At 70.7% G+C, this 26,874-nt stretch carries 29 protein-coding genes; 20 read left to right on the top strand and 9 right to left on the bottom strand.

Annotation, left to right across the window (positions count from 1 at the left end; genetic code table 11):
- The 3 genes from JYK17_RS16300 to JYK17_RS16290 all read left to right on the top strand — a co-directional run.
- The coding region (locus tag JYK17_RS16300) for an FUSC family protein (RefSeq protein ID WP_222810618.1) at window positions 1-1,058 on the top strand (1,058 nt) is incomplete at its 5' end.
- A complete protein-coding gene (locus JYK17_RS16295; RefSeq protein WP_108009404.1) occupies window positions 1,055-1,597 on the top strand; it encodes a MarR family winged helix-turn-helix transcriptional regulator in 543 nt (180 codons plus the stop codon). The genes JYK17_RS16300 and JYK17_RS16295, both read left to right, overlap by 4 nt.
- Window positions 1,594-1,851, top strand: coding sequence for a DUF1905 domain-containing protein (locus JYK17_RS16290; RefSeq protein WP_108010122.1), 258 nt, complete (start codon window positions 1,594-1,596; stop codon window positions 1,849-1,851). The genes JYK17_RS16295 and JYK17_RS16290 overlap by 4 nt, the downstream gene beginning before the upstream one ends.
- Window positions 1,852-1,876: 25 nt before the next feature.
- Here JYK17_RS16290 and JYK17_RS16285 read toward each other — a convergent pair whose 3' ends face one another.
- A complete protein-coding gene (locus tag JYK17_RS16285) occupies window positions 1,877-2,269 on the bottom strand; it encodes a VOC family protein (protein ID WP_108009402.1) in 393 nt (130 codons plus the stop codon).
- 70 nt (window positions 2,270-2,339) lie between these two features.
- On the opposite strand from JYK17_RS16285, the gene JYK17_RS16280 reads away from it, so the two are divergent.
- Window positions 2,340-2,876, top strand: coding sequence for a GNAT family N-acetyltransferase (locus JYK17_RS16280; RefSeq protein ID WP_108009400.1), 537 nt, complete (start codon window positions 2,340-2,342; stop codon window positions 2,874-2,876).
- Between the two features lie 15 nt (window positions 2,877-2,891).
- Here the strand turns inward: JYK17_RS16280 and JYK17_RS16275 are convergent, their stop codons facing one another.
- A complete protein-coding gene (locus tag JYK17_RS16275) occupies window positions 2,892-3,575 on the bottom strand; it encodes a glycerophosphodiester phosphodiesterase (RefSeq protein WP_108009398.1) in 684 nt (227 codons plus the stop codon).
- A 384-nt stretch (window positions 3,576-3,959) separates the two neighbouring features.
- On the opposite strand from JYK17_RS16275, the gene JYK17_RS16270 reads away from it, so the two are divergent.
- The 5 genes from JYK17_RS16270 (at window position 3,960) to JYK17_RS16250 (ending at window position 8,574) form a co-directional block, all read left to right on the top strand.
- Window positions 3,960-5,357: a DUF6421 family protein gene (locus tag JYK17_RS16270; protein ID WP_108009396.1), complete on the top strand. Its 1,398-nt coding sequence runs from the start codon at window positions 3,960-3,962 to the stop codon at window positions 5,355-5,357.
- A 41-nt stretch (window positions 5,358-5,398) separates the two neighbouring features.
- Window positions 5,399-6,148 carry an SDR family NAD(P)-dependent oxidoreductase gene (locus JYK17_RS16265; RefSeq protein ID WP_108010120.1) on the top strand — a complete coding sequence of 250 codons (750 nt, stop codon included), beginning with the start codon at window positions 5,399-5,401 and terminating at the stop codon, window positions 6,146-6,148.
- Window positions 6,145-7,218, top strand: a complete 1,074-nt coding sequence (locus JYK17_RS16260) for a threonine aldolase family protein (RefSeq protein WP_108009394.1) — start codon at window positions 6,145-6,147, stop codon at window positions 7,216-7,218. Before JYK17_RS16265 ends, JYK17_RS16260 begins: the two co-directional genes overlap by 4 nt.
- Before the next feature lie 81 nt (window positions 7,219-7,299).
- Entirely contained in the window at window positions 7,300-7,872 is a 573-nt protein-coding gene (locus JYK17_RS16255; protein ID WP_108009392.1) for a transglutaminase domain-containing protein, read from the top strand.
- 9 nt (window positions 7,873-7,881) lie between these two features.
- Window positions 7,882-8,574 (top strand): B3/B4 domain-containing protein, encoded by a 693-nt coding sequence (locus JYK17_RS16250; RefSeq protein ID WP_108009390.1) that lies wholly within the window; start codon window positions 7,882-7,884, stop codon window positions 8,572-8,574.
- A gap of 4 nt (window positions 8,575-8,578) precedes the next feature.
- Here JYK17_RS16250 and JYK17_RS16245 read toward each other — a convergent pair whose 3' ends face one another.
- Both JYK17_RS16245 and JYK17_RS16240 read right to left on the bottom strand, forming a co-directional pair.
- A complete protein-coding gene (locus JYK17_RS16245; RefSeq protein ID WP_108009388.1) occupies window positions 8,579-9,307 on the bottom strand; it encodes a lysophospholipid acyltransferase family protein in 729 nt (242 codons plus the stop codon).
- A 148-nt stretch (window positions 9,308-9,455) separates the two neighbouring features.
- On the bottom strand, window positions 9,456-9,863 hold the full coding sequence (locus tag JYK17_RS16240) for a DUF4395 domain-containing protein (RefSeq protein ID WP_128803891.1): 408 nt from the start codon (window positions 9,861-9,863) through the stop codon (window positions 9,456-9,458).
- Window positions 9,864-9,938: 75 nt separating this feature from the next.
- Here JYK17_RS16240 and JYK17_RS16235 point away from each other — a divergent pair, with 75 nt between their 5' ends.
- The 4 genes from JYK17_RS16235 to JYK17_RS16220 all read left to right on the top strand — a co-directional run bounded on the left by JYK17_RS16235 (window position 9,939) and on the right by JYK17_RS16220 (window position 13,154).
- Window positions 9,939-10,352, top strand: coding sequence for a TlpA family protein disulfide reductase (locus tag JYK17_RS16235; protein WP_108010118.1), 414 nt, complete (start codon window positions 9,939-9,941; stop codon window positions 10,350-10,352).
- A 208-nt stretch (window positions 10,353-10,560) separates the two neighbouring features.
- Window positions 10,561-11,076 carry a flavin reductase family protein gene (locus JYK17_RS16230; protein ID WP_108009384.1) on the top strand — a complete coding sequence of 172 codons (516 nt, stop codon included), beginning with the start codon at window positions 10,561-10,563 and terminating at the stop codon, window positions 11,074-11,076.
- A 265-nt stretch (window positions 11,077-11,341) separates the two neighbouring features.
- Entirely contained in the window at window positions 11,342-12,127 is a 786-nt protein-coding gene (locus tag JYK17_RS16225; RefSeq protein ID WP_108009382.1) for an electron transfer flavoprotein subunit beta/FixA family protein, read from the top strand.
- Between the two features lie 64 nt (window positions 12,128-12,191).
- Window positions 12,192-13,154 carry an electron transfer flavoprotein subunit alpha/FixB family protein gene (locus JYK17_RS16220; RefSeq protein ID WP_222810617.1) on the top strand — a complete coding sequence of 321 codons (963 nt, stop codon included), beginning with the start codon at window positions 12,192-12,194 and terminating at the stop codon, window positions 13,152-13,154.
- Window positions 13,155-13,241: 87 nt separating this feature from the next.
- Here JYK17_RS16220 and JYK17_RS16215 read toward each other — a convergent pair whose 3' ends face one another.
- Window positions 13,242-14,117 (bottom strand): endonuclease/exonuclease/phosphatase family protein, encoded by an 876-nt coding sequence (locus JYK17_RS16215; protein WP_234548431.1) that lies wholly within the window; start codon window positions 14,115-14,117, stop codon window positions 13,242-13,244.
- On the opposite strand from JYK17_RS16215, the gene JYK17_RS40550 reads away from it, so the two are divergent.
- From JYK17_RS40550 to JYK17_RS16205, 3 genes are all read left to right on the top strand, one after another.
- On the top strand, window positions 14,005-14,292 hold the full coding sequence (locus JYK17_RS40550; RefSeq protein WP_234548544.1) for a hypothetical protein: 288 nt from the start codon (window positions 14,005-14,007) through the stop codon (window positions 14,290-14,292). The two genes, JYK17_RS16215 and JYK17_RS40550, sit on opposite strands and share 113 nt — an antisense overlap.
- A 53-nt stretch (window positions 14,293-14,345) precedes the next feature.
- A complete protein-coding gene (locus JYK17_RS16210; RefSeq protein WP_128803893.1) occupies window positions 14,346-15,665 on the top strand; it encodes a DUF6986 family protein in 1,320 nt (439 codons plus the stop codon).
- A gap of 95 nt (window positions 15,666-15,760) precedes the next feature.
- Window positions 15,761-17,749, top strand: coding sequence for a serine/threonine-protein kinase (locus JYK17_RS16205; RefSeq protein ID WP_108009374.1), 1,989 nt, complete (start codon window positions 15,761-15,763; stop codon window positions 17,747-17,749).
- Here JYK17_RS16205 and JYK17_RS16200 read toward each other — a convergent pair.
- Both JYK17_RS16200 and JYK17_RS16195 read right to left on the bottom strand, forming a co-directional pair.
- Window positions 17,695-18,498, bottom strand: a complete 804-nt coding sequence (locus tag JYK17_RS16200) for a hypothetical protein (RefSeq protein ID WP_222810616.1) — start codon at window positions 18,496-18,498, stop codon at window positions 17,695-17,697. The genes JYK17_RS16205 and JYK17_RS16200 overlap by 55 nt on opposite strands.
- A gap of 7 nt (window positions 18,499-18,505) precedes the next feature.
- A complete protein-coding gene (locus JYK17_RS16195; RefSeq protein ID WP_108009370.1) occupies window positions 18,506-19,555 on the bottom strand; it encodes a LacI family DNA-binding transcriptional regulator in 1,050 nt (349 codons plus the stop codon).
- 234 nt (window positions 19,556-19,789) lie between these two features.
- Here JYK17_RS16195 and JYK17_RS16190 point away from each other — a divergent pair, with 234 nt between their 5' ends.
- Window positions 19,790-20,737 carry an ROK family protein gene (locus JYK17_RS16190; protein WP_128803896.1) on the top strand — a complete coding sequence of 316 codons (948 nt, stop codon included), beginning with the start codon at window positions 19,790-19,792 and terminating at the stop codon, window positions 20,735-20,737.
- A gap of 80 nt (window positions 20,738-20,817) precedes the next feature.
- On the opposite strand, the gene JYK17_RS16185 is transcribed toward JYK17_RS16190, so the two are convergent.
- Window positions 20,818-22,839, bottom strand: a complete 2,022-nt coding sequence (locus tag JYK17_RS16185) for an NPCBM/NEW2 domain-containing protein (RefSeq protein WP_222810615.1) — start codon at window positions 22,837-22,839, stop codon at window positions 20,818-20,820.
- Window positions 22,840-22,971: 132 nt separating this feature from the next.
- A complete protein-coding gene (locus JYK17_RS16180; protein WP_108009363.1) occupies window positions 22,972-23,310 on the bottom strand; it encodes a hypothetical protein in 339 nt (112 codons plus the stop codon).
- Between the two features lie 95 nt (window positions 23,311-23,405).
- Here JYK17_RS16180 and JYK17_RS16175 point away from each other — a divergent pair, with 95 nt between their 5' ends.
- From JYK17_RS16175 to JYK17_RS16165, 3 genes are all read left to right on the top strand, one after another.
- Window positions 23,406-23,609, top strand: a complete 204-nt coding sequence (locus tag JYK17_RS16175; protein ID WP_108009361.1) for a hypothetical protein — start codon at window positions 23,406-23,408, stop codon at window positions 23,607-23,609.
- 147 nt (window positions 23,610-23,756) lie between these two features.
- On the top strand, window positions 23,757-24,800 hold the full coding sequence (locus tag JYK17_RS16170; RefSeq protein WP_128803898.1) for an NUDIX hydrolase: 1,044 nt from the start codon (window positions 23,757-23,759) through the stop codon (window positions 24,798-24,800).
- A gap of 211 nt (window positions 24,801-25,011) precedes the next feature.
- A complete protein-coding gene (locus JYK17_RS16165; protein ID WP_128803899.1) occupies window positions 25,012-26,832 on the top strand; it encodes an ABC transporter family substrate-binding protein in 1,821 nt (606 codons plus the stop codon).
- Window positions 26,833-26,874 lie beyond the last annotated feature (42 nt).

The following is a 26,874-nucleotide window of genomic DNA, read 5'->3' as shown; positions in this document are numbered from 1 at the left end:
ACGCCGCGAACGGCACCGAGGACGGCCGCTCCCGCGCCGCCGCGGCCGCCGCCGTCCAGGCCGCCTGGCACTCGCTCCTGGCCGCCGGCGACTCCCGCACCCGGCGCGGCCTGGAACGGCTCGTCGTCCGCGCAGAGGTCGCCCTCGCCGCCCCCGCGGACGCCGACCCGAAGCAACTGCGCACCTGGGTGCGGCGGTTGACCACCGCCGGGCCCGTCCCGGAGGTGCATGACCCGGAGGCCGCGGGCGAACTCCTCGGCGTGGACGCCGAACTCGCCGTCCCGGCCGCTCCGTTGTGGGCGCGGCTCGGCCCGCTCGCCCCCATCGCCGTACGCACCGCCCTGGGTTGCGCCCTCGCGGGGTACGTCTCCCTCGCCCTCGGTATCGGCCGCCCCTACTGGGCCCTGGTGACCGCGGCCTCGCTCTATCAGGCCAACCTCGCCCTCACCTGGACCCGCGGCGTCCAGCGCGTCGTCGGCAACCTCCTCGGCGTCCTCCTCTTCGCCGCCGTCGTCCCGCTCGCCCACCTCGGCCCGGCCGCCCTCGTGCTGTGCTGCCTCGCCTTCAACTTCGGCGCCGAGGCACTGATGGGCCGCAACTACTGGCTCGGCACCGTCTGCGTGACCCCAATGGCGCTGCTCATCACCGAGTTCACCGGATTCCAGCAGCCCGGACTGCTGATCACCGAGCGGGCCGTGGACACCGTCGTCGGCGCACTCGTCGGCTTCCTCGCCGCCGTCGCCGTCACCAACCGGCGCGCCGGCGACCGTGTCGAGCACGCCCTGGCCGCGGCCGAGCGCGCCCGTGAGCACGCGGCCCGGCTCCTGGCGGAGTCCGCTCCCGCGCCCGCCGCCGTGCATTCCGCGCGCCGTGCCCTCGCCGCGGCCCTGGCGGAGCTGCGTGGCACGGTCGATGCCGCGTCCGGTGAGTGGTGGCAGCGGGCCCTGCCTCAGGAGCGGGTGGTGCGCGCGGAGCGGGCGGGACACCGTACGCTCGCGGCTACGGTGCGGCACCAGGGGCCGTACCGGAGCGGCGAAACGGAGGGCGTACGGCCATGACGGCACCGAACGGGCGGCAGGCGGGGGCGAGCAGAGGCGACGACACCGTCTCCGCGGTCGTGCGGCAGTGGCAGGCCGTCCACCCCGATCTCGACACCGGCCCCATGGAGATCATCGGCCGTATCAACCGCTGCGCCGCCCTGCTGCAGCAGGCCGAGGACGCGCCGCTGCGCCGGGCGGGCCTCAGCCGCCCCGAGTTCGACCTGCTGGGCGCGCTGCGCCGCACCGGTCACGAGCTGACCCCGGGCGAGCTGGCCCGCGAGACCTTCTCCTCGGGCGCCGCCGTCACCAAGCGCCTCAAGCAGCTGACCGAGCGCGGCCTGGTGGACCGCCGCGGCGACACCCGCGACCGCCGCGTCGCCCACGTCCGCCTCACGGACACCGGCCGCGAACTCGTCGACGGCATCCTGCCCGAACAGCTCTCCTACGAGACCGCCGTCCTCGCCGTGCTGGACCCCCAGGGGCAGGGCGAACTGGCCGGACTGCTCGGCGAGTTGCTGGGCCGCCTCGAAGGCAGCCTGGGCGCGATCCGCGTCTGAGCGGCCGCCCGCCTCCTCAGCTGCCCGGAGCTCAGGCGGGTGGGGCGCCGCGCCACCGCGCCGTATCGACGTACGGCTGGGGCGTGATCCCGGTCCTCTCGCGGATCGGCGACATCGACTTCGAGACCTCGCTCTTCCCCAGGGACGGTGGTCATCTGCTGCCCCTGAAGGCCGCCGTCCGCACATTGCGGCAGATCACGGTCGACGACGAGGCGGCGATCGCCCGGCTGCTGGCGCCGGATTCCACGAACTGACCCGCACCGACCGCTGCTGGGAGCATCAGATCCCGGGCCGGTAGCGGATCGGATGGTCCTCCGGCACCTCAACGAGCACGATCCGCGTCCCGTCCGGATCCGCGATCCACATCTCGACCAGCCCCCAGGGCTCCTTCACGGGCGGACGCACGATCTCCACCCCCTTGGCGAGCAGCTCCTCGTGCGCCGCGTCCGCGTCCGCGACCTGGAGCCACAGCTGTACGGCCGGGGACGGCCCTTCCTGCGACCGTCCCGACACCTCCAGGAAGCCGCCGCCGAGGAAGTAGACGGTGCCGCGCTCGGGCCCCGTGCCGAACTCCCGGTAGACGGAAAGGCCCAACAGCTCGCCGTAGAAGCGGCGCGAGCGTTCGGGATCGACGGGGTGGAGGAGGGTCCGGCTGCTCAGCACATGCACCATGCGTCGGAGCCTAGTGGCGGCGTTACTCTCTTCGGAGCCCGCGCCGCGCCGAGACAGGAGAGCCGACCCCATGGAGACCGCCGCCGGACTGACTTTCCGCGATGCCACCGATGCCGATGTCGACGCCCTGGTCGTGCTGATCGAGTCCGCCTACCGCGGGGACTCCAGCAGGACCGGCTGGACCACCGAGGCGGACATCCTGGAAGGACAGCGCACCGACCCCGAGGGCGTGCTCGACGTCATCAAGTCGCCGGACTCCCGGCTGCTCACGGTCGAGCGGGACGGCGAGGTGATCGCCTGCTGCCAGCTCGAACACCGCGGTGAGCACGCCTACTTCGGGATGTTCGCCGTCAGCCCCCGGCTGCAGGGCGCGGGCCTGGGCAAGGTGATCATCGCGGAGGCGGAGCGGACGGCGCGCGAGGACTGGGGCGTGCGCGAGATGCACATGACCGTGATCTCCGTGCGCGAGGACCTCATCGCCTGGTACGAGCGGCGCGGCTACCGCCGTACGGGACGGATGACGCCGTTCCCGTACGGCGACGAGCGCTTCGGCATTCCGCAGCGCGCCGACCTGCAGTTCGAGCTGCTGGTCAAGGAGCTGACGTGACGTTCGCGCGCCGCTTCACGCCGTGAAGCGGCCGGTGCGCTTGATCTCCGGGTAGTCGGTGGTCGCGCCGTCCAGTTGCAGGGCCCGTACGAGACGGAGATGGTCCTGCGTGTTCACCACCCAGCCGATGACCCTCAGGTCCGCCTTGCGGGCCTGCTCGGTGATCTCCAGCGTCAGCCGGCGGATGTTGAGACAGACGGTGGAGGCGCCGACCTCGACCGCGCGGTCCACGATGTCGGTGCCGTAGCGGCTGCCGATCAGCGCGGTCCGGACGCCGGGCACCAGCCGGGTGATCTCGGCGACCGCCTCGTCGTGGAAGGAGGACACCTCCACGCGGGCGACCAGGTCGCGCTTGAGCATGACCTCGGCCAGCGCCCTGGCCGCCTGCACGTCCTTGATCTCGGCCTGCAGCGGGGCGTTCACCGCGTCCAGGACCTCCTCGAAGACCGGCACGTGCTCCCCGCGACCCGCGTCCAGGGCGCGCAGCTCCGAGAGGGTCTTCTCGGCGATCGGGCCGGTTCCGTCGGTCGTGCGGTCCACGTCGGTGTCGTGCATGACGACGAGGGCGCCGTCCTTGCTCAGATGCAGATCGAGTTCGATCACGTCGAGCCCGGCGTGCTGGGCGGCGACGAAGGAACGGAGGGTGTTCTCGGGTTCGACACCCATGACCCCGCGGTGACCGATGGTAAGGAAGTTCAAGGTTCAACTCGCTTCCGTCGACGGCGGCTCGGCTTCGCGCGCGACCGGAGCGGACGGCCACGCGGGCAGAGCCGCAGCCTAACGGCCCCGTCTCGCGATGAACCCGCTCGTACACAGGCGATCGGCGTGGCGTACGGGGCGATTTCGGCCGGTGCCGCCGGGCGCCGTCACCCTGGCGTGGGCGAGTCCTGCGGACATTGACCCCCCACCCCTACCCGCGGGGAGGGCACGCATACCCGGAACGGCGGCCTTCACCGCGTCTGACAGAAAAAACTTCGGTGACCATGCGGTTGCGCAGGATAATCTCCCGGGTCTCTCCTTGCTGAAAGGAAGCTCATATGTATACGGTCTCGATACGCGAGCTTCTCCCGTGGAGGATGGGACATGACGGAAATTCTTGTGCAGGCGGCTTCGGGGGATGAGATTCCTCCTGCGACCAGGGTGGTCGAGCACCCGGCGTGGCCGGTGCTCAAGGATGCCGTGGAGCTGATCCGGCCATGGCAGTCCAAGGACGGGTCGATCGACTTCGCGGCCGAGGGTGCTCCGCGGCGCGCGGACGCCGAGGCCGCGGTCGAGCGTGTCGTCGCGGCCGTGCGCGAGCTCTCCCCGCTGCTCGCGCACGACAGCGACTACCACGAGGCCCTGGCCAAGGACCTTCGCCGCTGGGCCGAGGGCGGCTTCGAGGTGCCCGACTTCCTCGACTCGCTGCTGGCCTTCCAGCCCGCGGCGATGCGCACGGACGGCCTGCAGCACCTGGTCGTCTTCCCCATGTACACGCAGAACGGCAACCCGGACCGCAACCTCGAAGCGGTCGTGCTCACCATGGTGTGGCCCGAGTGGCTGTCCGAGCTGGAGCGCACCCGCTACGACAACCCGCTGTTCTGCGGCATCAGGTTCGAGGACTTCACGGCCGGCTACGACACCAACTCCGCCGTCCTCTTCCCCGAGACCATCGCCGTGCGCGAGGCGCCGGAACGATTCTCCTGGGGCGGCATCTTCTGCGACCGCGAGGCCGCGCGCTTCCGCCGGGTCACCGAGGCCGCCGTCGACATCCTGGGCATCGAGCTGCCCGAGGACGTCGCCGCGCTGGTCCACGACCAGCGGCGCTGCGAGGAGGCCTTCGTGCTGTGGGACATGGTCCACGACCGCACCCACAGCCACGGCGACCTGCCCTTCGACCCGTTCATGATCAAGCAGCGCCAGCCGTTCTGGATGTACGGCCTGGAGGAGCTGCGCTGCGACCTCACCGCCTTCAAGGAGGCCGTGAAGCTGGCGGACGACGGCGTCCCGCAGGCCCGTGACGTGCAGTACGCGGTCCTCTTCGACCGGATGTTCCGCTTCCCGGTCACCGGCGAGCGCGTGCGCAACTACGACGGCCTCGGCGGCCAGCTGCTCTTCGCCTACCTGCACAAGCACGACGTGGTCCGCTGGACCGACAACAAGCTGTTCATCGACTGGCAGCGCGCCCCGCAGGTCACCAACCAGCTGTGCGCCGAGATAGAGAAGCTCTACCGCGACGGCATCGACCGCCCCAAGCTCGTGCACTGGTTCGCCGGATACGAGCTGGTCGCCACCTATCTGTCACCGCACCCAGGGTCCCGCTGGGCCAAGGGTCCGGACGCCCTCGACCTGACCCTGCCGCCGCGAAAGCTCGTCGATGACGTGCTTCCCGACGAGTTTCCGCTGAGCATGTTCTATGAAGCCCTCTCCAAGAAGCTGAAGAACGTGATTGCCTCCACCAAGGGCATCACGGCGGAGAGCGCGGAACGGGTCGCCGCGTGAGCGACCGCACCACCGAGAACGTGGCTCAGGAGGCGAAGACCATGGCGGGGAACGGAGCTCTCAGCGGTGCGGTGATCGCGGTCGCCGGCGGCGGCGGACCCGCGGGGCGGGAGGCACTGCTCCGGCTGGCCGAGTCGGGTGCGACCGTCGTCGCCGCCGACAACGATCCCGTACGGCTCGCGGAAGCCGTGGACGCGGCCCGCTACGCGTCGGGCGGTGCCACCGTCACCGGTGAGCCCGTCGACCTGCTGGACCTGGACGCCACCAAGGAGTGGGCCCAGCACATCGAGAAGGAGTTCGGCCGCGTCGACGGCCTGGTCCATCTCGTCGGCGGCTGGCGCGGCAGCGAGACCTTCATCAAGACCAGCCTCGACGACTGGGACTTCCTGGAGCTGCTGCTCATCCGGACCGTGCAGCACACCTCCCTCGCCTTCTCCGAGGCCCTGCAGCGCAGCGACCGCGGCCGCTACGTCCTGATCAGCGCCGCAGGCGCCAGCAGGCCGACCGCGGGGAACGCCGCGTACGCCGCCGCCAAGGCCGCGGCCGAGGCCTGGACGCTGGCCCTGGCCGACTTCTTCCGCAAGGCGCAGGGCGCCGAAGGGCTCTCCTCGGCGGCTGCGATCCTGGTGGTGAAGGCGTTGGTGCACGACGCGATGCGCGCCGAGCGCCCCAACGCGAAGTTCGCGGGCTTCACGGACGTCAAGGACCTGGCCGAGGCCATCACCGACGTCTGGAGCAAGTCTGCCGCCGAAGTGAACGGAAAGCGTCTGTGGCTGACCGAGAAGCCGTGAACCCCCCAAGGACCGACGCGCGTCGTCATCACGACCCGGAGGTCCGCGGTTTCGCCAGTGACAACTACGCCGGTGCCCACCCGGAGGTGCTCGCCGCCCTGGCCCTGGCCAACGGCGGGCACCAGGTCGCGTACGGCGAGGACGACTACACCGAGAACCTCCAGAGCGTCGTCCGCAGCCACTTCGGTGCCGCGGCGGAGGCGTTCCCCGTCTTCAACGGCACCGGCGCCAACGTCGTCGCGCTCCAGGCGGTCACCGACCGCTGGGGCGCGGTGATCTGTGCCGAGAGCGCGCACATCAACGTCGACGAGGGCGGGGCGCCCGAGCGCATGGGCGGCCTGAAGCTGCTGACCGTGCCCACGCCCGACGGCAAGCTCACGCCCGAGCTGATCGACCGGCAGGCGTACGGCTGGGACGACGAGCACCGCGCCATGCCGCAGGCCGTCTCCATCACCCAGAGCACCGAGCTGGGCACGCTCTACACGCCGGACGAGATCCGCGCGATCTGCGAGCACGCCCACGCGCGCGGCATGAAGGTGCACCTGGACGGCTCACGGATAGCCAACGCGGCCGCCTCCCTCGACGTCCCGATGCGGACGTTCACCAATGCCGTCGGCGTCGACATCCTCTCCCTGGGCGGGACGAAGAACGGTGCGCTGTTCGGCGAGGCGGTCGTCGTCCTCGAACCGGGTGCGGTCAGCCACATGAAGCATCTGCGCAAGCTGTCCATGCAGCTCGCCTCCAAGATGCGCTTCGTGTCGGTGCAGTTGGAGGCGCTGCTCGCCAAGGACCTGTGGCTGCGCAACGCCCGCCACTCCAACGAGATGGCCCAGCGCTTGGCCGAGGGCGTGCGCGCCGTGCACGGCGTGGAGATCCTCTACCCGGTGCAGGCCAACGGCGTGTTCGCCAAGCTCCCGCACGCGGTGAGCGAGCGGCTGCAGAAGCGGTTCCGGTTCTACTTCTGGGACGAGAACGAGGGCGTCGTGCGCTGGATGTGCGCCTTCGACACGTCCGAGGACGACGTGGACGCGTTCGTGGCGGCGCTCAAGGAGGAGATGGCGCGCCAGTAGCTCCGTGAAGTGATGCATAGATATGCGGGCAATCGAAAAGTCATTGACTGTCGAGTGAGCGCATTTCTATGCTCTGCGGGCATGGAGCTGATCCAGAACACCCCTGACTTGTCCGCGTATCTGGCCGCTGATGAGGCCATCGACCATGGGCATCCGCTGGTGCGGAAAACGGCCGCCCGGCTGGCTGCCGGGGCGACGGACTCGTATGCCTATGCACGGCTCGCGTTCGAGTTCGTACGCGACACGATTCCGCACTCGCAGGACTCCGGCGATCCGCGCGTCACCTGGCGCGCCTCCGACGTGCTGGAGCAGGGCACCGGCATCTGCTACGCCAAAGCGCACGCGCTGGCGGCGCTGCTGCGGGCCGAGGACATCCCCACCGCGCTCTGCTACCAGAAGCTGGACGTGGTGCACGGCCTGGTCGCCGTGCGGTTCAACGGCGCCTGGCATCGACAGGACCCCCGCGGCAACAAGCCGGGCGTGGACGCCCAGTTCTCCCTCCAGGGTGAGCGGCTGGCCTTCGCGCCCGACCCGAAGTCCAATGAGATGGACTACCCGGTGCTGTACGCTGAACCCCATCCGACCGTACTGAGCGTTCTGCGGGCCGCCCGTGACCGGGCCCAACTCTGGAGGACGCTCCCGCGCGCACTCTGAGGCAAGGCGATGACTCTCTCCCTGACCGTGTCCGACGAGGTGCGCGCTCTCGCGCCCGGCTTCACCCACCTCGCGATCGAGGCGCACGGCCTGACCAACGGGCCGAGCACGCAGGACAGTTCGGCGCTCCTCGACGACGCGGCCAGGCGTCTCGCCGCCCGCCTGGACGGCCGCGCCCCGCACGAGGACCCGCACATGGCGGCCTGGCGCGAGATCTACACGGCGTTCGGCTCCAAGCCCTCACGCACCCGCAACTCCGCGGAAGCCCTGGCCAGGCGAGCCCTCTCGGACGCGGGACTGCCCCGCATCAACCTCCTCGTCGACCTCTACAACGCCATCAGCGTCGCCCATCTGATCCCCGTCGGGGGCGAGGACATCGATCACATCACCGGCGGCATGCGGCTCGTGCGGGCCGCAGGGGACGAGGACTTCGTGACCGTGGCGGGCGGCGAGGAGGTCGTCGAGCACCCCGACGCCGGCGAGGTGGTCTGGCGCGACGGGACAGGCGTGACGTGCCGCCGCTGGAACTGGCGGCAGGGCCCTCGCACCCGCCTGACCGAGAGCACCGTTTCGGGCATCTTCCTGCTGGAGAGCCTCGCCCCGATGCCCGTCGCCGCGGTCGAGCGGGCGGGCGCCGAACTCGTCGAACTCCTGGAGAAGTTCAGCCCCGGGGCGCCGATCACCGTCCACGCCCCGAAGTGACGATTCAGCGTGCCTCGGCCGCCTTCACCTGCTCCGGAGTCGGCGCCGTGCCGCCCAGGTGGGCGGGCATCCACCAGGTGTCGTGCGGGCCCTTGGGCCGCACGGGGTAGGCACGCTGGGCGGCCTCCAGGAGTTCCTGGACCCGCTCGCGCAGCTGGCGGGTGATGGCGCCCGCGTACTTGTCCTTGGAAGCCTCGAGCGCCTCGCCGACGCGGATGGTGATCGGGGTGTGGCTGCGCTTGAAGTTGCGCGGGTGGCCCTTGGTCCACAGGCGCTGCGTGCCCCACAGGGCCACCGGGATCAGCGGGACGCCAGCCTCCTGCGCCAGACGGGCGGCGCCCGTCTTGAAGCTCTTCAGGGTGAAGGACTGCGAGATGGTGGCCTCGGGGAAGACCCCGACGATCTCGCCGGACCGCAGGGAGTCGAGCGCGTGCGCGTACGCCTGCTCGCCCTGCTCGCGGTCCACCGGGATGTGCTTCATACCGCGCATCAGCGGACCGGAGATCCTGTGCCGGAAGACCGACTCCTTGGCCATGAAGCGGACCAGACGCTTCTGGGGAAGCGCAGCGAAGCCGTCGAAGATGAAGTCCAGATAGCTGATGTGGTTGCTCACCAGCACCGCACCGCCCGAGCGTGGGATGTTCTCCGAACCCTTGCAGTCGATCTTGAGATCCCAGGCGCTGAACAACGCCTTCGCGAAGCCGATGACGGGACGGTAGACAAGCTCAGCCATGAACGGGGTGGACCCTTCTCTCTGCCTGGGAAGGGGGTTCCCCCGGGCGGGAAAGTTACGCAGCCGTAGGTATACGGCATTGCGCAGATCGTGCCCCAGATAACGAGTGGGTGGCCAGTCCTGGTGCCGTAGCGTGGCGAGATTCTCGTCACGTAGTGACGCGGCGTAGCACCAGGTACATCTCGCACCCCAGGCAGTACGCGAAGGCGGCGTTGAGGAAGGCCGCGGCCAGCGCGGCGGCGGTCGCGGCGAGCCCCAGCCAGGCCGGGCCGAGCACGAAGCCGACCAGCCCCAGGCCGGCGAAGACCAGGCCCACGGCCTGAGCGAACCGCGGCGGCTCCGGCGGCTCGAACTCGCGCGGCGGCCCGAGCCGTGGGCGTACGGCCCTGCGGAAGAGCCAGCCGTACGGCGAGCGCCCGACACCGCCCGCCGCGCCCAGCGCGAACGCCAGCGTCTGCCAGGCCAGCAGCCAGACGCTGCCGGTGATCAGCACGACCGCGAGGACGACGGTCGTCACGGCCGCCCCGAAGCGCGGCCCCCTCACATCGATGTCCATGAATCAAGCATTCCGCAACGGGAACGATTCGTGGAGGCGGGAATCTTTGCAGTCTCATGAATGCTTGTGCAGGTGATGACCGGACTTGTGGTGTGCGTGGTGGTGCTCGTGGCGGCGAGCGCCTACGGAGTGCTGCAGCGGCGGCGAAGCGGGAGGGTACGCGTGCGTGGGCGCGACGAAGGGAAACGGCTCGGAACGGCCGACCTGGGCAGTGAGCTGGGCGAACGAGCCACGCTCGTGCAGTTCTCCAGCGCCTTCTGCGCCCCCTGCCGGGCCACCCGGCGCGTGCTCGGGGAGGTGGCCGGCCTGGTCCCCGGCGTGACCCATGTGGAGATCGACGCGGAGGACCACCTGGACCTCGTACGCGAACTCGACATCCTCAAGACGCCGACCGTGCTGGTCCTCGACGCCGACGGCCGGGTCGTACGGCGCGCCACCGGCCAGCCGCGCAAGGCCGACGTCATCGCGGCCCTCGGGGAGGCGGTCTGACGGCCGTGATCGCCGGGGTGAGCCATCTCCCAGATGCCGGAACGTACTTGACTGTGTGCGCCACGTATCGTCAGCCTGACCGTATGCCCAAGGAAATCCTTCTCTTCGGGCGGGCTCATGTCGATCTGGCCCGCACCGCGAGCGCGCGCTGTCCGGACTGTTGAGCAGCCACGGACCAGCTTGCCCCTCTCCCCAGAAGGACAACTCCATGACGGCCACGCCCGATCTCGGCACCCGCACCCCTCAGCTCGCCTCTCCCGACCTCCTGCGCTCCGTCTTCCGCCGGCACGCCGCGGGGGTCGCCGTGATCACGGCGCGGGGCGCGTCGGGTCCGGTCGGCTTCACCGCCACCTCCCTCACCTCGGTCTCCGCGGAGCCCCCGATGCTCTCCTTCGGCATCAGCACCGGGGCGTCGAGCTGGCCGGCGATCTCCTCGGCCGACCACGTCGGAGTCCACATACTCGGCGAGCACCAGCAGGAGCTGGCCGCCACCTTCGCCCGCAGCGGCGCCGACCGCTTCGGCGCGCCCACGAACTGGCGCGAGGGACCCGAGGGCGTTCCCGTGCTCGACGGCGTCCTGGCCTGGCTGGTGTGCCGGGTCATCGGGCGCGTGCCCGCCGCCGACCAGCGCATCGTGCTGGCCGAGGTGGTGCTGGGCGACCCCACGGGTCCGGGCCGCCCGCTGCTCTACCACCAGGGTCGGTTCAACGGCCTGCGTGACTGAGGGCCCGCGTGACCGAGGCGTGCGTCATAGCGGCTGAGTGACCGATCCCTCCACGGCTCCCGCTGCGAACAGGTCGAGTTCCGATTACGCTGCGTTGCAAAGGTCACAGTTCAAAGCGCTTGCTTAGCGGGAACCGTATGGGTGTACTGGCGAGTAATATTTCGCTCGGAGCGCTGGTCGCCCCGATCGGGATCGGCCGCTTGAGGCGCCTATGCTGCCTGAAAGTAGACAGCACCGAAATGACGATTGCAGTAGGAGAGCCGGCGTGAGCTTGAGGATCGTTGTCACTGTGAAGTACGTGCCCGACGCCACTGGCGACCGGCACTTCGCCGATGACCTGACCGTCGACCGGGACGACGTGGACGGTCTGCTCTCCGAGCTCGACGAGTACGCGGTCGAGCAGGCGCTGCAGATCTCCGAGAACGCCGACGACGCCGAGGTCACCGTCCTGACCATCGGCCCCGAGGACGCCAAGGACGCGCTGCGCAAGGCGCTGTCCATGGGCGCGGACAAGGCCATCCACGTCGAGGACGACGACCTGCACGGCACCGACGCCATCGGCACCTCCCTGGTGTTGGCCAAGGCGATCGAGAAGGCCGGCTACGACCTGGTGGTCTCCGGCATGGCCTCCACCGACGGCACCATGGGCATCGTGCCCGCCCTGGTCGCCGAGCGCCTGGGTGTGCCGCAGGTGACGCTGCTGTCCGAGGTCTCCGTCGAGGACGGCACCGTCAAGGGCCGCCGTGACGGCGACGCCGCCTCCGAGCAGCTCGAAGCCTCGCTCCCGGCGGTCGTGTCGGTCACCGACCAGTCGGGCGAGGCCCGTTACCCGTCCTTCAAGGGCATCATGGCGGCGAAGAAGAAGCCGGTGGAGTCCTGGGACCTGTCGGACCTGGAGATCGACGCCGACGAGGTCGGTCTCGCCGGTTCCTGGACCAAGGTCGAGAGCGCGACCGAGCGTCCGGCCCGCACCGCGGGCACGATCGTCAAGGACGAGGGCGAGGGCGGCAAGCAGCTCGCCGAGTTCCTCGCGAGCCAGAAGTTCATCTGAGCCGCGCGGCTCAACTCGCACACCGCCCTTCAGACTTCGCACATCCGCAAGGAGTTCTCTTCCCATGGCTGAAGTTCTCGTCTACGTCGATCACGTGGACGGTGCCGTCCGCAAGCCCACCCTGGAGCTGCTGACGCTCGCCCGCCGCGTCGGTGAGCCGGTCGCCGTCGCGCTCGGTGCCGGCGCCGCTGACACCGCGTCCGCGCTCGCCGAGCACGGCGCCGTCAAGGTCCTCACCCACGAGGCCGCCGAGTACGCCGACTACCTGGTCGTGCCGAAGGTCGACGCCCTGCAGGCCGCCGTCGAGGCCGTCTCCCCGGCCGCCGTGCTGGTCCCGTCCTCCGCCGAGGGCAAGGAGATCGCCGCCCGTCTGGCGCTGCGCATCGGCTCCGGCATCATCACCGACGCCGTCGACCTGGAGGCCGGCGACGAGGGCCCGGTGGCCACCCAGTCGGCGTTCGCCGCGTCCTACACCACCAAGTCCCGCATCTCCAAGGGCACTCCGGTGATCACCGTCAAGCCCAACTCCGCCGCGGTGGAGGCCGCCCCGGCCGCGGGCGCGGTCGAGGCCCTGAGCGTCACGTTCTCGGAGAAGGCGACCGGCACCAAGGTCACCGGCCGCACCCCGCGCGAGTCGACCGGGCGTCCGGAGCTGACCGAGGCCGCGATCGTGGTCTCCGGTGGCCGTGGCGTCAACGGCGCGGAGAACTTCGCGATCATCGAGGCCCTCGCCGACTCCCTCGGTGCCGCTGTCGGTGCCTCGCGTGCCGCGGTGGACGCCGGCTGGTACCCGCACACCAACCAGGTCGGCCAGACCGGCAAGTCGGTCTCCCCGCAGCTGTACATCGCCTCCGGCATCTCCGGCGCGATCCAGCACCGGGCCGGCATGCAGACCTCGAAGACCATCGTCGCCATCAACAAGGACGCCGAGGCCCCGATCTTCGAGCTGGTCGACTACGGCGTCGTCGGCGACCTCTTCGACGTCGTCCCCGCCCTGACCGAAGAGGTCAAGGCCCGCAAGGGCTGACCGCCTCACGGCCCGACGAGGCCCCCGCGACCGCATCCGCACGGACGGCCGCGGGGGCCTCGGTGCGTCGCGGGGAGGGGGCCGCGCTCAGGCGAGGCTGATCGATGCCTGTACGGGCAGATGGTCGCTGGGGAACTGGCCGTGCTGGGAGAAGGTGTCGATCGTCGCCCGGTGCACCGTCGCCCACGGATTGGTGAGGATCCAGTCGATGCGGTCGCCGTTCGGCGTAAGACCCTTGTAGCCGTGGAACGTGCCATAGGCGGTGCTGCGCCGCTCCGCCGCGTCCCAGGTGTCGACGAGCCCCGAGTCCAACAGGATGTCGTAGACCGGGTTGTGGTGCGCGGGCACGTTGAAGTCGCCCGTCACCACCACCGGCAGCGTGTGGTCGAGCATGCCGATCCGCTCGGTCAGCAGCTGGGCGCTGCGCTCGCGCGCGTACTGGCTGGCGTGGTCGAAGTGCGTGTTCAGGACGTAGAACTGCCGCTTGCCGTCGGCGAGATCGCGGAAGCGTACCCAGGTGACGATGCGCGGGAAGGCGGCGCGCCAGGTGTTGGAACGGATGACCTCCGGGGTGTCGGAGAGCCAGAAGGTGTAGTGCTCGAGCGGGGTCAGGCGCCGGGTGTCGTAGTACACGGCCGTGGACTCGTCGCGGCTGCCGCCCTCGCGGCCGGTGCCGATCCATTCGTAGTCCGGTCCGAGGTCGGAGTCGATGTCCCGCAGTTGCTGGTACAGGCCCTCCTGCGTGCCGATGACATGAGGGTGCGCACGCTGCAGTAACGCGCGCATGACGGGTCTGCGGTCGCGCCAGCTGTTCGGTTCCTTCTTGCTCGCGAAGCGCAGGTTGAAGGTCATGACCTCGAGCCGGGGCGCCTGGGACGCCCGCGCCGAGGAGGAGGCGAACGGCGCGGGCGAACCCGACGCGGACGACGCGGACGAGGCGGAGACAGTGGCCGCACTGGACATCGGCACGGTGACCGCCGCGGCAAGCACTGCCTTCACACCCGTGCGGCGGGTGACCAGGTGCGGGTTCGGCACGGAGACTCCTAGGGGACGGCGGCCGGACGAGGCTGAACATACCGAGATCGGGGTGCCGCCCGCCGTGGACATGGTGTTGACCATCGTGAAGGTGCCCGGATAACTTCATTCTACGGATTGTTGATTCCGTACTGCGGAAAAGTTGGAGGGTGTGGGATGGGTCAGGGCCAGCAGGAGAAGGTGGCGACGAGTCTCGCGGGTGCCGTCAGCGAGGAGATCAGTGCCTCCCTCGCGCCGGTCGACGCCGAACTGGAGCGCCGCTACCCCGGCGACCCCGGCACCCGCCAGCCCGTCCACACCGTGTACGTACCCGGCGACGTCTTCGCCGCCGACACCATCCGCTCCTGGGGCGACCAGGCGCTCGCGGCCCTCGACCAACACGCCCCCGACGCCGCCTCCTTCGCCGCCGTCCTCGGCCTGTCCGACGAACTCGCCGAGCCCGTCCACGCGCGCGTGCGCGCCAAACTGCAGAGCGAGCCCATCGAGGACCTGCGCGTCGACTTCGAGGACGGCTACGGCCCCCGTCCCGACGCCGAGGAGGACGAGGCGGCGGCCCGCGCGGCACGGCTGATCGCGCAGGCGTACGAGAACGGCACGGCAGCCCCGTACATGGGCATCCGCATGAAGTGCATGGAGGCACCCGTGCGCGACCGGGGCATCCGCACCCTGGACATCTTCCTCACCGGCCTGATGGAGGCCGGCGGACTGCCCGAGGGGCTGGTGCTGACGCTGCCCAAGGTGACCTATCCCGAGCAGGTCACCGCGATGGTGCGGCTCCTGGAGGAGTTCGAGAAGGCACGCGGCCTGGAGAGCGGCCGGATCGGCTTCGAGATCCAGATCGAGACCAGCCAGTCCATCCTCGCCGCCGACGGCACCGCCACCGTGGCCCGCATGATCCAGGCCGCAGACGGGCGCGCCACCGGCCTGCACTACGGCACCTTCGACTACAGCGCCTGCCTCGGCGTCTCCGCCGCCTACCAGGCGAGCGACCACCCGGCCGCCGACCACGCCAAGGCGGTCATGCAGGTCGCCGCGGCAGGTACGGGCGTGCGGGTGTCGGACGGCTCGACCAACGTGCTGCCGGTCGGCCCGACCGCGCAGGTGCACGACGCGTGGCGCCTGCACTACGGCCTGACCCGCCGCGCGCTCGCCCGCGCCTACTACCAGGGCTGGGACATGCACCCCGGCCACATCCCCACCCGCTACGCGGCCGTCTTCGCCTTCTACCGCGAGGGCTTCGAGCAGGCCGCCGCCCGGCTCGCCCGGTACGCCAACCGGGCCGGCGGCGACGTCATGGACGAGCCCGCCACCGCCAAGGCCCTCAGCGGCTATCTGCTGCGCGGTCTGGACTGCGGCGCCCTCGACATCGCCGAGGTCGCCCGCGCGACCGGGCTGACCCGATCGGACCTCGAGGCCTTCGCGGCACCGCGGCGCGGCGACCTGACAGCGTCCTCCAAGCAGACGTCCGCCACGTAGCGGAGCTGTCACAGCCCGCACCGGCAACTGGTGTTGTCACCTCCGGCCCGTACCCTGGAGCGCACGCATCGACGTGACACAGGAACGGGGCGGCAGTGGCTTCGGGGGAGACCACCAACGGGAACGGGCAGGCCGACGGGACCGGTCGGCTGCTGGCAGGGCGCTATCGCGTCCTGGCCCAGCTCGGGCGCGGCGGCATGGGCGTCGTCTGGAGAGCCGTCGACGAAGTGCTGGGCCGCGAGGTCGCGGTCAAGGAACTGCGCACCTACACCGACGCGGACGGGCCCGAACTCGCCGATCTGCGGCTGCGGATGCAGCGTGAGGCCCGTGCGGCGGCCCGGGTGCGCCACCCCGGGGTCGTGGCGGTGCACGACGTGGCGGAGGTCGACGGCCGACCGCTGATCGTCATGGAACTGATCGACGGGCCCTCCCTGGACGACGTGCTGCGCGAGCGCGGTGCGCTCGATCCGCGCGAGGCCGCCGGGATCGGCGCCAAGGTCATGGACGCGCTGGCCGCGGCCCACGGCGCCGGAGTCCTGCACCGCGACGTCAAGCCCGCCAACATCCTGCTCGACCGCTCGGGCCGGGTCGTGCTGACCGACTTCGGCATCGCCACCATGGACGACCCGGGCGACGGCTCGGCCACCCATCTCACCCGCAGCGGCGAGATCGTCGGCTCGCTGGACTACCTGGCCCCGGAGCGCGCCCAGGGCGCCGACCCGGGACCGGCCTCCGACGTGTGGGCCCTGGGCGCCACCCTGTTCGCGGCGGTCGAGGGCTCCTCGCCCTTCCGCCGTACGTCCACGTATTCGACGCTCGCCGCGATCGTGACCGAGCCGCTGCCGGAACCCCGCCGCGCGGGCGCCCTCGGACCCGTACTGCGGCGGTTGCTGGACAAGCGGCCCGAGACCCGCCCCGAGGCCGAGCAGGCGCGCGAACTGCTGCAGTCGGTCGCGGACATGGGCGGCGCGGACACACCGACGACCACGTTGCGCGGTGAGACCGAGCCCAGGCCCGGGACGGAGCGCAGCCTTCCGGTGGTGCCTCCGGGCTTCGGGCCGGTGCAGCCCCCTGGAGCGGGGGAGCCGGACACGGTGCAGCCCGGCCGAGCGGAGACCGGATCCGGCACGCCCGGTTCCGACTCGGGCCGGCAACCCGGGCCGGTGTTCCCGGTGTTCGGAGCACCCGAGCAGGCCGCAGGTTCCACCGGGCAGGCAGCATACGGCGCGGACGGCGCCGGACAGGCCGCACACAGCGCGGCCTCCGGTGACCCCGCTGCCCAGTCGACCCCGGCCGGTTTCGGGCCGCCCGCGCCGATGGGGCCGTACTCCGCCTCCGCGCCCACCGGGCCGGTGCCCGCCTCGCCGCAGCCCCGGCGCAAGGGCCGTGCCCTGCTCGCCGCCGCGGCGGTCGTGGTCGTCCTCACAGCGGCCGGGACCACGGTCGCCGTGCTGAACGCCAGGAGCGGCTCCCAGGACGACGCCCGCTCGGCGGGAACGGCATCCGGGGCCCCGGCCACCGGAGCGACCACCGGCCGTACGGACGCGGACCGTTCCGGTGACCCCTCGCCCACGGAGAAAAAGGACGACAAGGGCTCGACCGAGACCAAGGACCCCGGCGAGAAGGACGGGAACGCGCCCACCGGCCGGGCCACCTCCTCCGCCCCCGCGAAGTCCTCCGGCGGCGGTACGACCGGCGGCGGCTCGGGCGGTTCAAGCGGAGGCAGTTCGGGCGGCGGCACCAGTGGCGGCGGTTCCGGCAACGGCGGTACCACCGGCGGAGGCGGCTCCACCACCCCGGCCCCGGCCTGCACCTCCATCGGCGGCGGCAAGTACAACTGCACGGTCTGGCGCACCGCGAAGTCCTACACCGCCGGCGGCGCCGAGGTCGGCGTCCTCAACGCGGGGGTCAACTATTTCTTCTGCCAGCAGAACCTGGGGCGCCGCGAGACGTCCGGCCGGTGGACCAACGTCTGGTGGGCGAGGACGGACGACGACAGCGGCAACACCAACGTGTGGGTCAGCGACGTCTACATCAGGGGCGGCAACAACGACGAACCCGTCCCGGGACTGCCGGTCTGCTGATCGGGCACGTACCGCTCCAGACCGGACGCCGTGACCAGCTTCTCCTCGGCGAGCACCCGGGTGCCCAGCTCACACAGCCCGGCATCGGCGCGCGCCCGTGCGCAGAACTCCTCGGGCGTGACGCCGAACAGCTGCCTCAACCGCGGTACGGACGTGAGGAGTTCGGTGATCAGTGCGCGCTGACCGGGATGCCGGCGAGGAGCGCCCCCGCCGTCGTGCAGGACCCCGCGCCGGTTGACGTAGACGTGGACGCCGGGCAGCAGCGTCCCGTCCTCCAGCTCGGTGCGCACCTCACGGCCCGGGAGCCAGGCTCGCCGGTAGTTGCCGTACGGCAGCGGCACCCCCTCGCTCGCGTCGATCACCGCGAGCTGCTCGGCGTCCAGCCAGGTGATGAACAACTCCCGCACGGCGCCAGGCGATTCGACCGGTGACGCGGAGACGTAGCCGAGCCGGCTGACGTGGGCGGAGACGCCCACGTCGAGGCCGGTGACGCGGGCGCGGACCATCGGAACGGGCGAGGCGATCCCGCTCTGCCGCATCTTGTGGCGCAGCTGGCCCGGACAGGCGTTGGAGCCCACCGCGAGGACCGGTACGCGGTCCTCGTGGGTCAGGCGGTCGAGGGGCAGCAGCAGATCGCCGTCGAGGAGCCCGGACTCCGCGGGCCAGGCTCCCGGGTACAGCAGCGGATCCGTGGCCGGAGCCGCGGCCAGGCCCAGTGCTTCGAGGGTGCGGTCCGCCCGGCCGTCCACGGTCCGCTCAGCCCGCCGGCGGCAGTTCGCCCGAGCCGCGGGTGATCAGCCGGGTCGGCAGTTCGATGCGCTCCGGGCTGAGCAGGGTGCCGTCCAGCTGACGGAAGAGCCGGTCGGCGGCCGTACGGCCGAGGGCCGCCGCGTCCTGGGCGACGACGCTCACGCCCGGGTCCAGCAGATCGGCGAGCTCGATGTCGTCGAAGCCGACCAGGGCGACCGGGCGCTGCTGCTCGGCGAGGACGCGCACCACGGTCACTGTCACACGGTTGTTGCCCGCGAAGATCGCGGTGACGGGACTGGAGCCGGAGAGCATCTCCTCCGCCGCCCGGCGCACCCGCAGCGGGTCCGTGACACCCAGGGACATCCAGGCGCTCTCCACCGTGATGTCCGCGTCCTCCATGGCCGCCCGGTAGCCGCGCAGCCGCTCGGCGGCCGTGTGGATGCGGGGCATGTCGCCGATGAAGCCGATCCGCCGGTGTCCGTGGGCGATGAGGTGGGTCACGCCGTCGCGGGCGCCGCCGAAGTTGTCGGACAGCACCACGTCGGCGTCGATCTGCCCGGCGGGACGGTCCACGAACACGGTGGCGACGCCGGCCCTGATCTCGGGCTCCAGATAGCGGTGGTCGTCACCGGCGGGGATGATCACGAGTCCGTCCACCCGCCGGGCGCAGAGCGCCAGCGCAAGTTCCTGCTCGCGGTCGGGGTCCTCCGCGCTGGAGCCGTTGATCAGCAGGGCGCCGTGCGCGCGGGCCACCTCCTCGACCGCGCGGCTCAGGGGGCCGTAGAACGGGTCGGCGAGGTCCTCCAGGACCAGGCCGATGCTGGCGGTGCGGCCCTTGCGCAGCACGCGCGCGCTGTCGTTGCGGCGGAAGCCGAGCGCGTCGATGGCCTCCTGGACCCGGCGCTCGGTCTCCGGAGTGACACCGGGCTCGCCGTTGACCACGCGGGAGACGGTCTTGAGTCCGACACCGGCTCGTGCGGCCACGTCCTTCATGGTCGGACGATTGCCGTATCGCGTTCCTGAGAGGGGAGTTGTTCGGCGAGCGGTCTCGGCCACGATGCGCTGTCCTGTCCTGTCTCGTCCACGGGGATGCGTCGACCATGAGTTTGTATGAGGATGTGGCGTCGAGCATAGGGCCTGGACAACGTTGTCATATGCAAGAGAGACTGTCCACCGCAATCTCCGGCCTCCGCCCCACCGCGAGACCGGCTCAATTCTTCTCCCCGGCCGAGGGGCGCAGGGCCCCCGGCCGACCGGAGAACCGATGCTTGACGGGGAGATCCGACACAGATGCAGACCGACCTCGTGGCTGCGCTCGACATCGGCGGCACCAAGATCGCCGGTGCGCTGGTGGACGACCAGGGCCGGATCCTGGTGCGTGCACAGCGTGCGACACCCGCGCAGCAGGACGGCGAGACCGTGATGGGCGCTGTCGCGGAGGTCCTCGGCGAGCTCACCGCCTCGCCCCACTGGGGGCGCGCCACGGCCCTCGGCATCGGCAGCGCGGGCCCCGTGGACGCCTCCGCGGGCACCGTGAGCCCGGTGAACGTGCCCGGCTGGCGCGACTACCCGCTCGTGCGGCGGGTGCGGGAGGCGGCCGGCGGCCTGCCCGTGGAGCTGATCGGCGACGGCGTGGCGATCACGGCGGCCGAGCACTGGCAGGGCGCCGCCCGCGGTCACGACAACGCGCTGTGCATGGTGGTCTCCACCGGAGTGGGCGGCGGTCTGGTCCTCAACGGCCAGTTGCATCCCGGCCCCACCGGCAACGCGGGCCACATCGGCCACATCAGCGTCGATCTGGACGGCGACCCGTGCCCGTGCGGCTCACGTGGCTGCGTGGAGCGCATCGCGAGCGGCCCCAACATCGCCCGCCGCGCCCTGGAGAACGGCTGGCGGCCGGGTCCCGACGGCGACACCTCCGCCGCCGCCGTCGCGGCCGCCGCCCGCGCCGGCGACCCGGTCGCCGTGGCGTCCTTCGAGCGCGCCGCACAGGCGCTGGCCGCCGGCATAGCGGCCACCGCCACCCTCGTCGAGATCGACATCGCCGTGATCGGCGGGGGAGTGGGCAAGGCCGGCGACGTCCTGTTCACACCGCTGCGCAAGGCCCTGGGCCAGTACGCCACCCTGTCCTTCGTACAGCGCCTGGAGATCACACCGGCCCAGATGGGCACGGACGCCGGCCTCGTGGGAGCGGCCGCGGCCGCGCTCGCCAAACGGGCGGACGCGGCTGCGGTCTGAGGGGGCCCGGGCAGGAACGGTCACCTGTGTGACCGGACCCCGGTCGGTGCGCTCGGACCCCTGCCTGGGCCCTGGCGGGCTCAGCAGGTCAGTTGTGCGTTCGCCCAGTCCGCGTGGTCCGAGTCGATTCCGTCGCCGCCGTCGGTGACGACGAGGCGGATGACCTCGGCGCCGGTCACGTCGGCGGTGAGGGGCTGGGCCGGCATCGCGTTGGTGAGGACGCCGGTGGAGGCGACCTTGGTGCCGTCGGCCCAGATCTCGAAGGCGACGGTTCCGTTCGCGCCCTTCTCGTCGTCGACGCCGACGTCCGCGGTGACCTTCTCGCACGCCTTGCCGGCGTAGAACTCGACGGCGCTCTCCGCGTGGACGCCGAGCCCCTTGTCGTACACCACGCCGCCGATGGTGATCGGATGACCGTCGCCCGCGTCGCTCTCCCCGTTGCTGGTGTTGCGCTCGACGGGCCCGTAGCCGTTGGTGGCCGACATCCAGGGCAGGTCACCGAGTCCCGAGGTGCCCGAGGGCGGCGGTACGACGACGGAGGCCGTCAGCGGCACCGAGCTGTCGACGCGGGCACCGGTCGGCGATCGGTAACTCGCCTTGAGCGCCAGGTCGTACGAGCCGGGCGGCGTCCCGGCCGGTGCGGTGACCGACCACTTGGTGCGCAGCGCATGGCCGGTCGGCAGGACGGCGGAGGCGGTCGGCGATGTCGCCTTGACCGTCCACCCGTCGGGTCCGGTCAGCCGTACCGAGACATGCCTGGCGGGCGTGCGCCCCAGGTCGGTGACGGCAGACGTCAGCGGGGTGGCCTTGCCCGCCTGCAGCAACGGGCTGCTGTCCAGGCCGAGTTCGACGGCCGGCGGGTGCGTGGCCCACTTGCTGTCGGCAGAGACCCGTACGAGCACCGTGCCGTGGGCCGGGACGGTCGCCGAGATGGTGCCCGCGGTGTTGTAGCTCTTGTGCTGCCACAGGTCGCGCAGCGTGTACGCGGACGCCTGCGGCAGACCCACGGCGGCGGCGGTCGTGGCGATGCGCTGGGCGGTGCCGGACTCGTTGAACAGGGCCACCGCGCGGCTGCCGTCCTTCATCTCCTTGGAGACGACCCAGCGTCCGCCCTCGGACGAGACGACCGCGCCCTGCTTGCCCAGCGGGTCCTGGTCGACGGCGATGACCTCCTTGTTGTCCAGGATGTCGAGCGTCGCCTGGGAGGCCTTGCGCAGGTCGGAGCCGATGAGCAGCGGGGCGGCCATGACCGACCACATGGAGAAGTGGGAGCGGTACTCGGTGTCGGTCATGCCGCCGTTGCCGACCTCCAGCATGTCGGGGTCGTTCCAGTGGCCCGGACCGGCGTACGGGGCGAGCGGGAGGTTCTGCTTCATATTCCCCAGCATCGAGCTCCAGTTGTCGCTGATGTCACCGGTGGTGCGCCACAAGTGGCCCACGTCGGCGGCCCATTGCCAGGGTTTGTTCTCACCCCATTCGCAGATGCTGTAGACGATCGGCCGGCCGGTCGCCTTGAGGGCGTCGCGCATGGTCGTGTAGCGCAACTTGGCGTCCACACCCTGGTTGTTGCAGTTGTCGTACTTGAGGTAGTCGACACCCCAGTCCGCGAACTGCTGGGCGTCGCTGTACTCGTGGCCGAGGGCGCCCGGGAAACCGGCGCTGTTGCAGGTCTTGGTGCCCGCGCTGGTGTAGATGCCGAGCTTGAGCCCCTTGGAGTGCACATAGTCGGCAACGGCCTTGATCCCGCCCGGGAAGCGGACCGGATCGGGTACGAGCTTGCCGTTCGCGTCCCGTTCCGGCAGGGCCCAGCAGTCGTCGAGATTGACGTACTGGTATCCGGCGTCCTTGAGCCCCTTCTCGACGAAGAGGTCCGCGATGCCCTTCACCATGGCCTCGTTGAACTCCGGGCGGCAGTTCGTGGAGTTCCAGTTGTTGAATCCCATGGGCGGGGTGAGCGCGAGACCGTCGTCCAGTGCGGGGGAGGCGGGCTGCCCGGCGGGCGCGGCCACCGCCGGCGCGGCAAGTCCCGCCGTGCACAGCAGACTCGCGGCGAGCAGCCCTACGACTCTTCGCCGGGGCGAGCGGGTGTGAAGGTGACGCATCGTTACGTTCCTCCGAGCACGCGAAAGGTTGGATGACGTCATGTCCGCGTCATCGCTGCGCGTTTACGGTAGGACGTGTTCGACTCTGTTGGAAGGGGTGCGGTAACGAGTGTTCGACAGACCGGAACCGGGTCAGCCGGGCAGGAACCTCCGCGCCAGATCACGGTGGTGCGCCGCGATGTCGCGCGCGCGGTCCGCCGGGAGGGCCGTCCCGGGCGCGCTGCCGAGGCGGTCGATCCGGTCCGCGAGGCGCAGATGCTCCTGTGCGGCGTGCTCACGGCACGGCAGGCAGGTGACGCTCTCCGGACGCCGGGAGGTCATCGCATACGGCACCCGGTGGCCGCAGCCCGTGGTGACGACGCTCGGTGGGTCGCCGACCAGGCCGAAGGTGGCCGCGAGCATGCCGCGGACCGCGGGATTGTCGGTGAGCATCCTCGCGTCGACATGGATGTGCCCGTCGGCTGCGTCCATCCGTCCTCCCGGGTCGGCTCGGCTTCAGCAGGGCCAGGGGGTCGCGCACGTCCATCATGCGTGACTCCGGTGCCGGTCCGGCAGTTGATCCGGGCATGAAGAAGCGCAGCATGATGGCCATCGCCTCCCTCGCCACCGGATTCGTCGTCGCGGCGATCAGCCCGTCGCACGGCGGGGAGCACCAGGTACTGGGCGATCACCAGGCCCAGAGCGACCTCGCGGTCGAGGACGCCCTCGGCACGGTCGCCCACGCCGTCCCGGACGGCGCTCTGCCCGGCGCAGACCAGGTCCTCGACTAGACCGGCGGCCGTTCAGGACCGGACCATCGCGCCGGTGACCCCAGGCAGGGGCACCGGCGCCCCGTTTTGTGCGCCCTCAACTGGGGCTGGTTTCCGTGGCAGGGTGGAGCGGGCAAGCCTCAGGGGGCCAACAGAAGAGGGGGACCTGTGACCGTCGTCTGGATCAACGGCGCGTTCGGTGCGGGGAAGACCACCACCGCACGGGAACTGATCGAGCTGATCCCGAACAGCACGCTCTTCGACCCCGAGGTCATCGGCGCGGCTCTCGCCCATCTGCTGCCGCCCAAGCACCTCGCCGAGGTCGGCGACCACCAGGACCTGCCGATCTGGCGACGGCTCGTGATCGACACGGCGGCCGCGATGCTCGCCGAGCTCGGCGGGACCCTGGTGATCCCGATGACCCTGCTGCGCCAGGAGTACCGCGACGAGATCTTCGGCGGCCTCGCCGCCCGCCGTATTGCCGTCCGCCATGTGCTCCTCGCCCCGGCGGAAACGATCCTGCGCGAGCGAATAGCCCGCCGCGAGGTGCCGCCGGACCTGCCGGACGGGGAGATACGGGTCCGGCAGTGGTCGTACGACCACATCGAGCAGTACCGCGCCGCCCTCGGCTCCTGGCTGGCCTCCGACGCCCATCCCGTCGACACCAGCGCGCTCACGGCGTACCAGGCGGCGGTGCGGATCGCGGAGGCCGTGGGCAGCGGTGAGGCGGCGGCCTGCGACATCGTGCAGACGCCCGAGCCCACCGCCGAGACGGTCGCCGCCGGCGTCCTCCTCTTCGACGAACAGGGCCGCGTCCTGCTCGTCGACCCCACCTACAAGGCCGGCTGGGAGTTCCCCGGCGGTGTCGTCGAACCCGGCGAGGCACCCGCCCGCGCCGGAGTGCGCGAGGTCGCCGAGGAGACCGGCATCCGACTCGACGACGTACCCAGGCTCCTGGTCGTCGACTGGGAGGCGCCCGCGCCCCCCGCCTACGGCGGTCTGCGGCTGCTCTTCGACGGCGGGCGCCTCGACTCGGCGGAGACCGCCCGGCTGCTGCTTCCCGGCCCCGAACTGCGCGGCTGGCGGTTCGTCACCGAGGAGGAGGCCGCGGACCTGCTGCCCGCGGTGCGCTACGAGCGGCTGCGCTGGGCGCTGCGGGCGCGTGAGCGCGGGGCCGTGCTGTATCTGGAAGCAGGCGTCCCGGTGGGCTGACATCACACCCTCCTGACCCGCCATCAGGGAACTTTGCCCGACGCAAAAGATCCCAAGGGGAAAACGAGGGTGAATTGTCGCCATCCCGGTATGAACAGGAACCTGCATAAGGTACACGCGAGTTCTAGCGTCAATGCGCAGCTCAGACCTCTCGCGGCCGCTCGGCCGCCACCACAAGGCCGCGGGGAACACCGCGAGCCGGAGGAGGGACATGCGCGCGCAGACACCGGCCCTCACAAGGGGACTCGCACTTGCCGCCGGGCTCGTACTCGCTCTCGCCGCCTGCAGCAGCTCGGGTGGCGGTGGCGGTGGTTCCAGCAAGAACGGCTCGGCCGGGCTCACGTCCTGCAACACCCAGGGCAAGGCCAACACCTGCAACTCCGGAGCCACCAAGTCCGGCGGAACGTTCACCTATGTGCTGGAGAAGAACATCCAGCAGTGGAACCTGCAGGACACCAACGGCAACACCTTCGAGAACGCCGAGGCGCTCGAAGTCGTCCTGCCCCAGGTGTTCGTGCCCATGCCCGACTTCACCGTCTCCCTCAACAAGGACCTGGTGACCTCGGCGACCCAGACCGGCACCAGTCCGCAGACGATCGTCTACAAGATCAACCCGAAGGCCGTGTGGAACGACGGCACACCCTTCTCGGCCGACGACTTCATGTACTACTGGCGCACCAACAACGGCAAGGACTGCCCGCCGCCGCCCGCCAGCGACAGCACCCAGACCAAGGGCTGCCTGCCGGAGAGCACCGCGGGCTACGACCGCATCAAGTCCCTGACCGCCTCCGACGGCGGCAGGACCGTCACCGTGGTGATGGCCAAGCCGTACTCCGACTGGAAGTCGCTCTTCGGCGGCGGCTATCCGTTCTATCCGGCGCACGTCGCCGAGAAGGTGTCCGGCGCCAAGGCGGGCGACGCCGCCCACATGACCGCCGCGCAGATGACGAAGGGCTGGCAGTACTTCCAGAAGAACCCGCCCACCAAGTACGCCACGGCGGGCCCGTACAAGATGTCGCAGTGGGCGGACAACGACCACGCCACGTACGTGCCCGACCCCAAGTGGTGGGGCGCGACCAAGCCGAGCCTGCAGCGGCTGATCTTCAAGGTCATCTCCGACGCCACCCAGGAACCGACCGCCCTGCGCAACAACGAGGTCCAGGCGATCTACCCGCAGCCCGAGGTGGACCTGGTCAACCAGGTCAAGTCCATCCCGAACGTCACCTACAACATCGGCAACGGGCTGCAGTGGGAGCACTTCGACCTCAATCTGCACAACCCGGTGATCGGCAAGTACACGGCACTGCGCCGGGCGATGTTCACGGCCATCAGCATCAAGGACATCGTGTCCAAGACGGTCGGCCAGTTCGACAAGAACGTGAAGCAGCTCGGCAACCACAACTTCGTTCCGGGGCAGGCGGGTTACCAGGACCTGGTCACCCCCACCGGACAGGGCTCCGGTGACCTCGCCAAGGCGAAGAAGTACCTGACGGACGCCAAGTTCACCGGGGTGGGCACCGCGCTGAAGACACCCGACGGCAAGGCCGTCGGACCCTTCAACTGCCGCTACACCACCGGCAACCAGATCCGGCAGAACGAGTGCCAGATCCTGCAGAGCGACCTCGGCAACCTGGGCATCAAGGTCACCATCAAGCCGATCGGCGCCGCCGACCTCGGCACGGTGCTGACCGGGCACCAGTACGACATCATCGTCTTCGCCTGGGTCGCGGCGCCCTTCCCGACGTCCGGCGCCCAGCAGAACTGGTCCACCGGCGGCGGCGGCAACTACGGCGGCTACAGCGACAAGAAGGTCGACTCGCTGGTCACCCAGGCCATCGGGCAGACCGACCCGGCGAAAGCCGCCTCCCTGCTCAACCAGGCGGACAAGATCATGGTCAACGCCGCCTACGTCCTGCCGCTGTACCAGAAGCCGACATTCCTCGCCGTGCAGACGCGGTTCGTCAACATGCGGAACAACTCCACGAACGTGGGGCCGCCGTACAACACGGCCGAGTGGGGCCTGAAGAAGTAGACCGTCCGTCCCGTGTCCGGTCCCGGCGACCCCGGGACCGGA

Origin of the sequence: Streptomyces plumbidurans (assembly GCF_019857225.1) — a bacterium.
Lineage (GTDB): Bacteria > Actinomycetota > Actinomycetes > Streptomycetales > Streptomycetaceae > Streptomyces > Streptomyces plumbidurans.
Note: the sequence above shows the minus strand (reverse complement) of the source record. Positions and strands in the feature narration are given on the sequence as shown.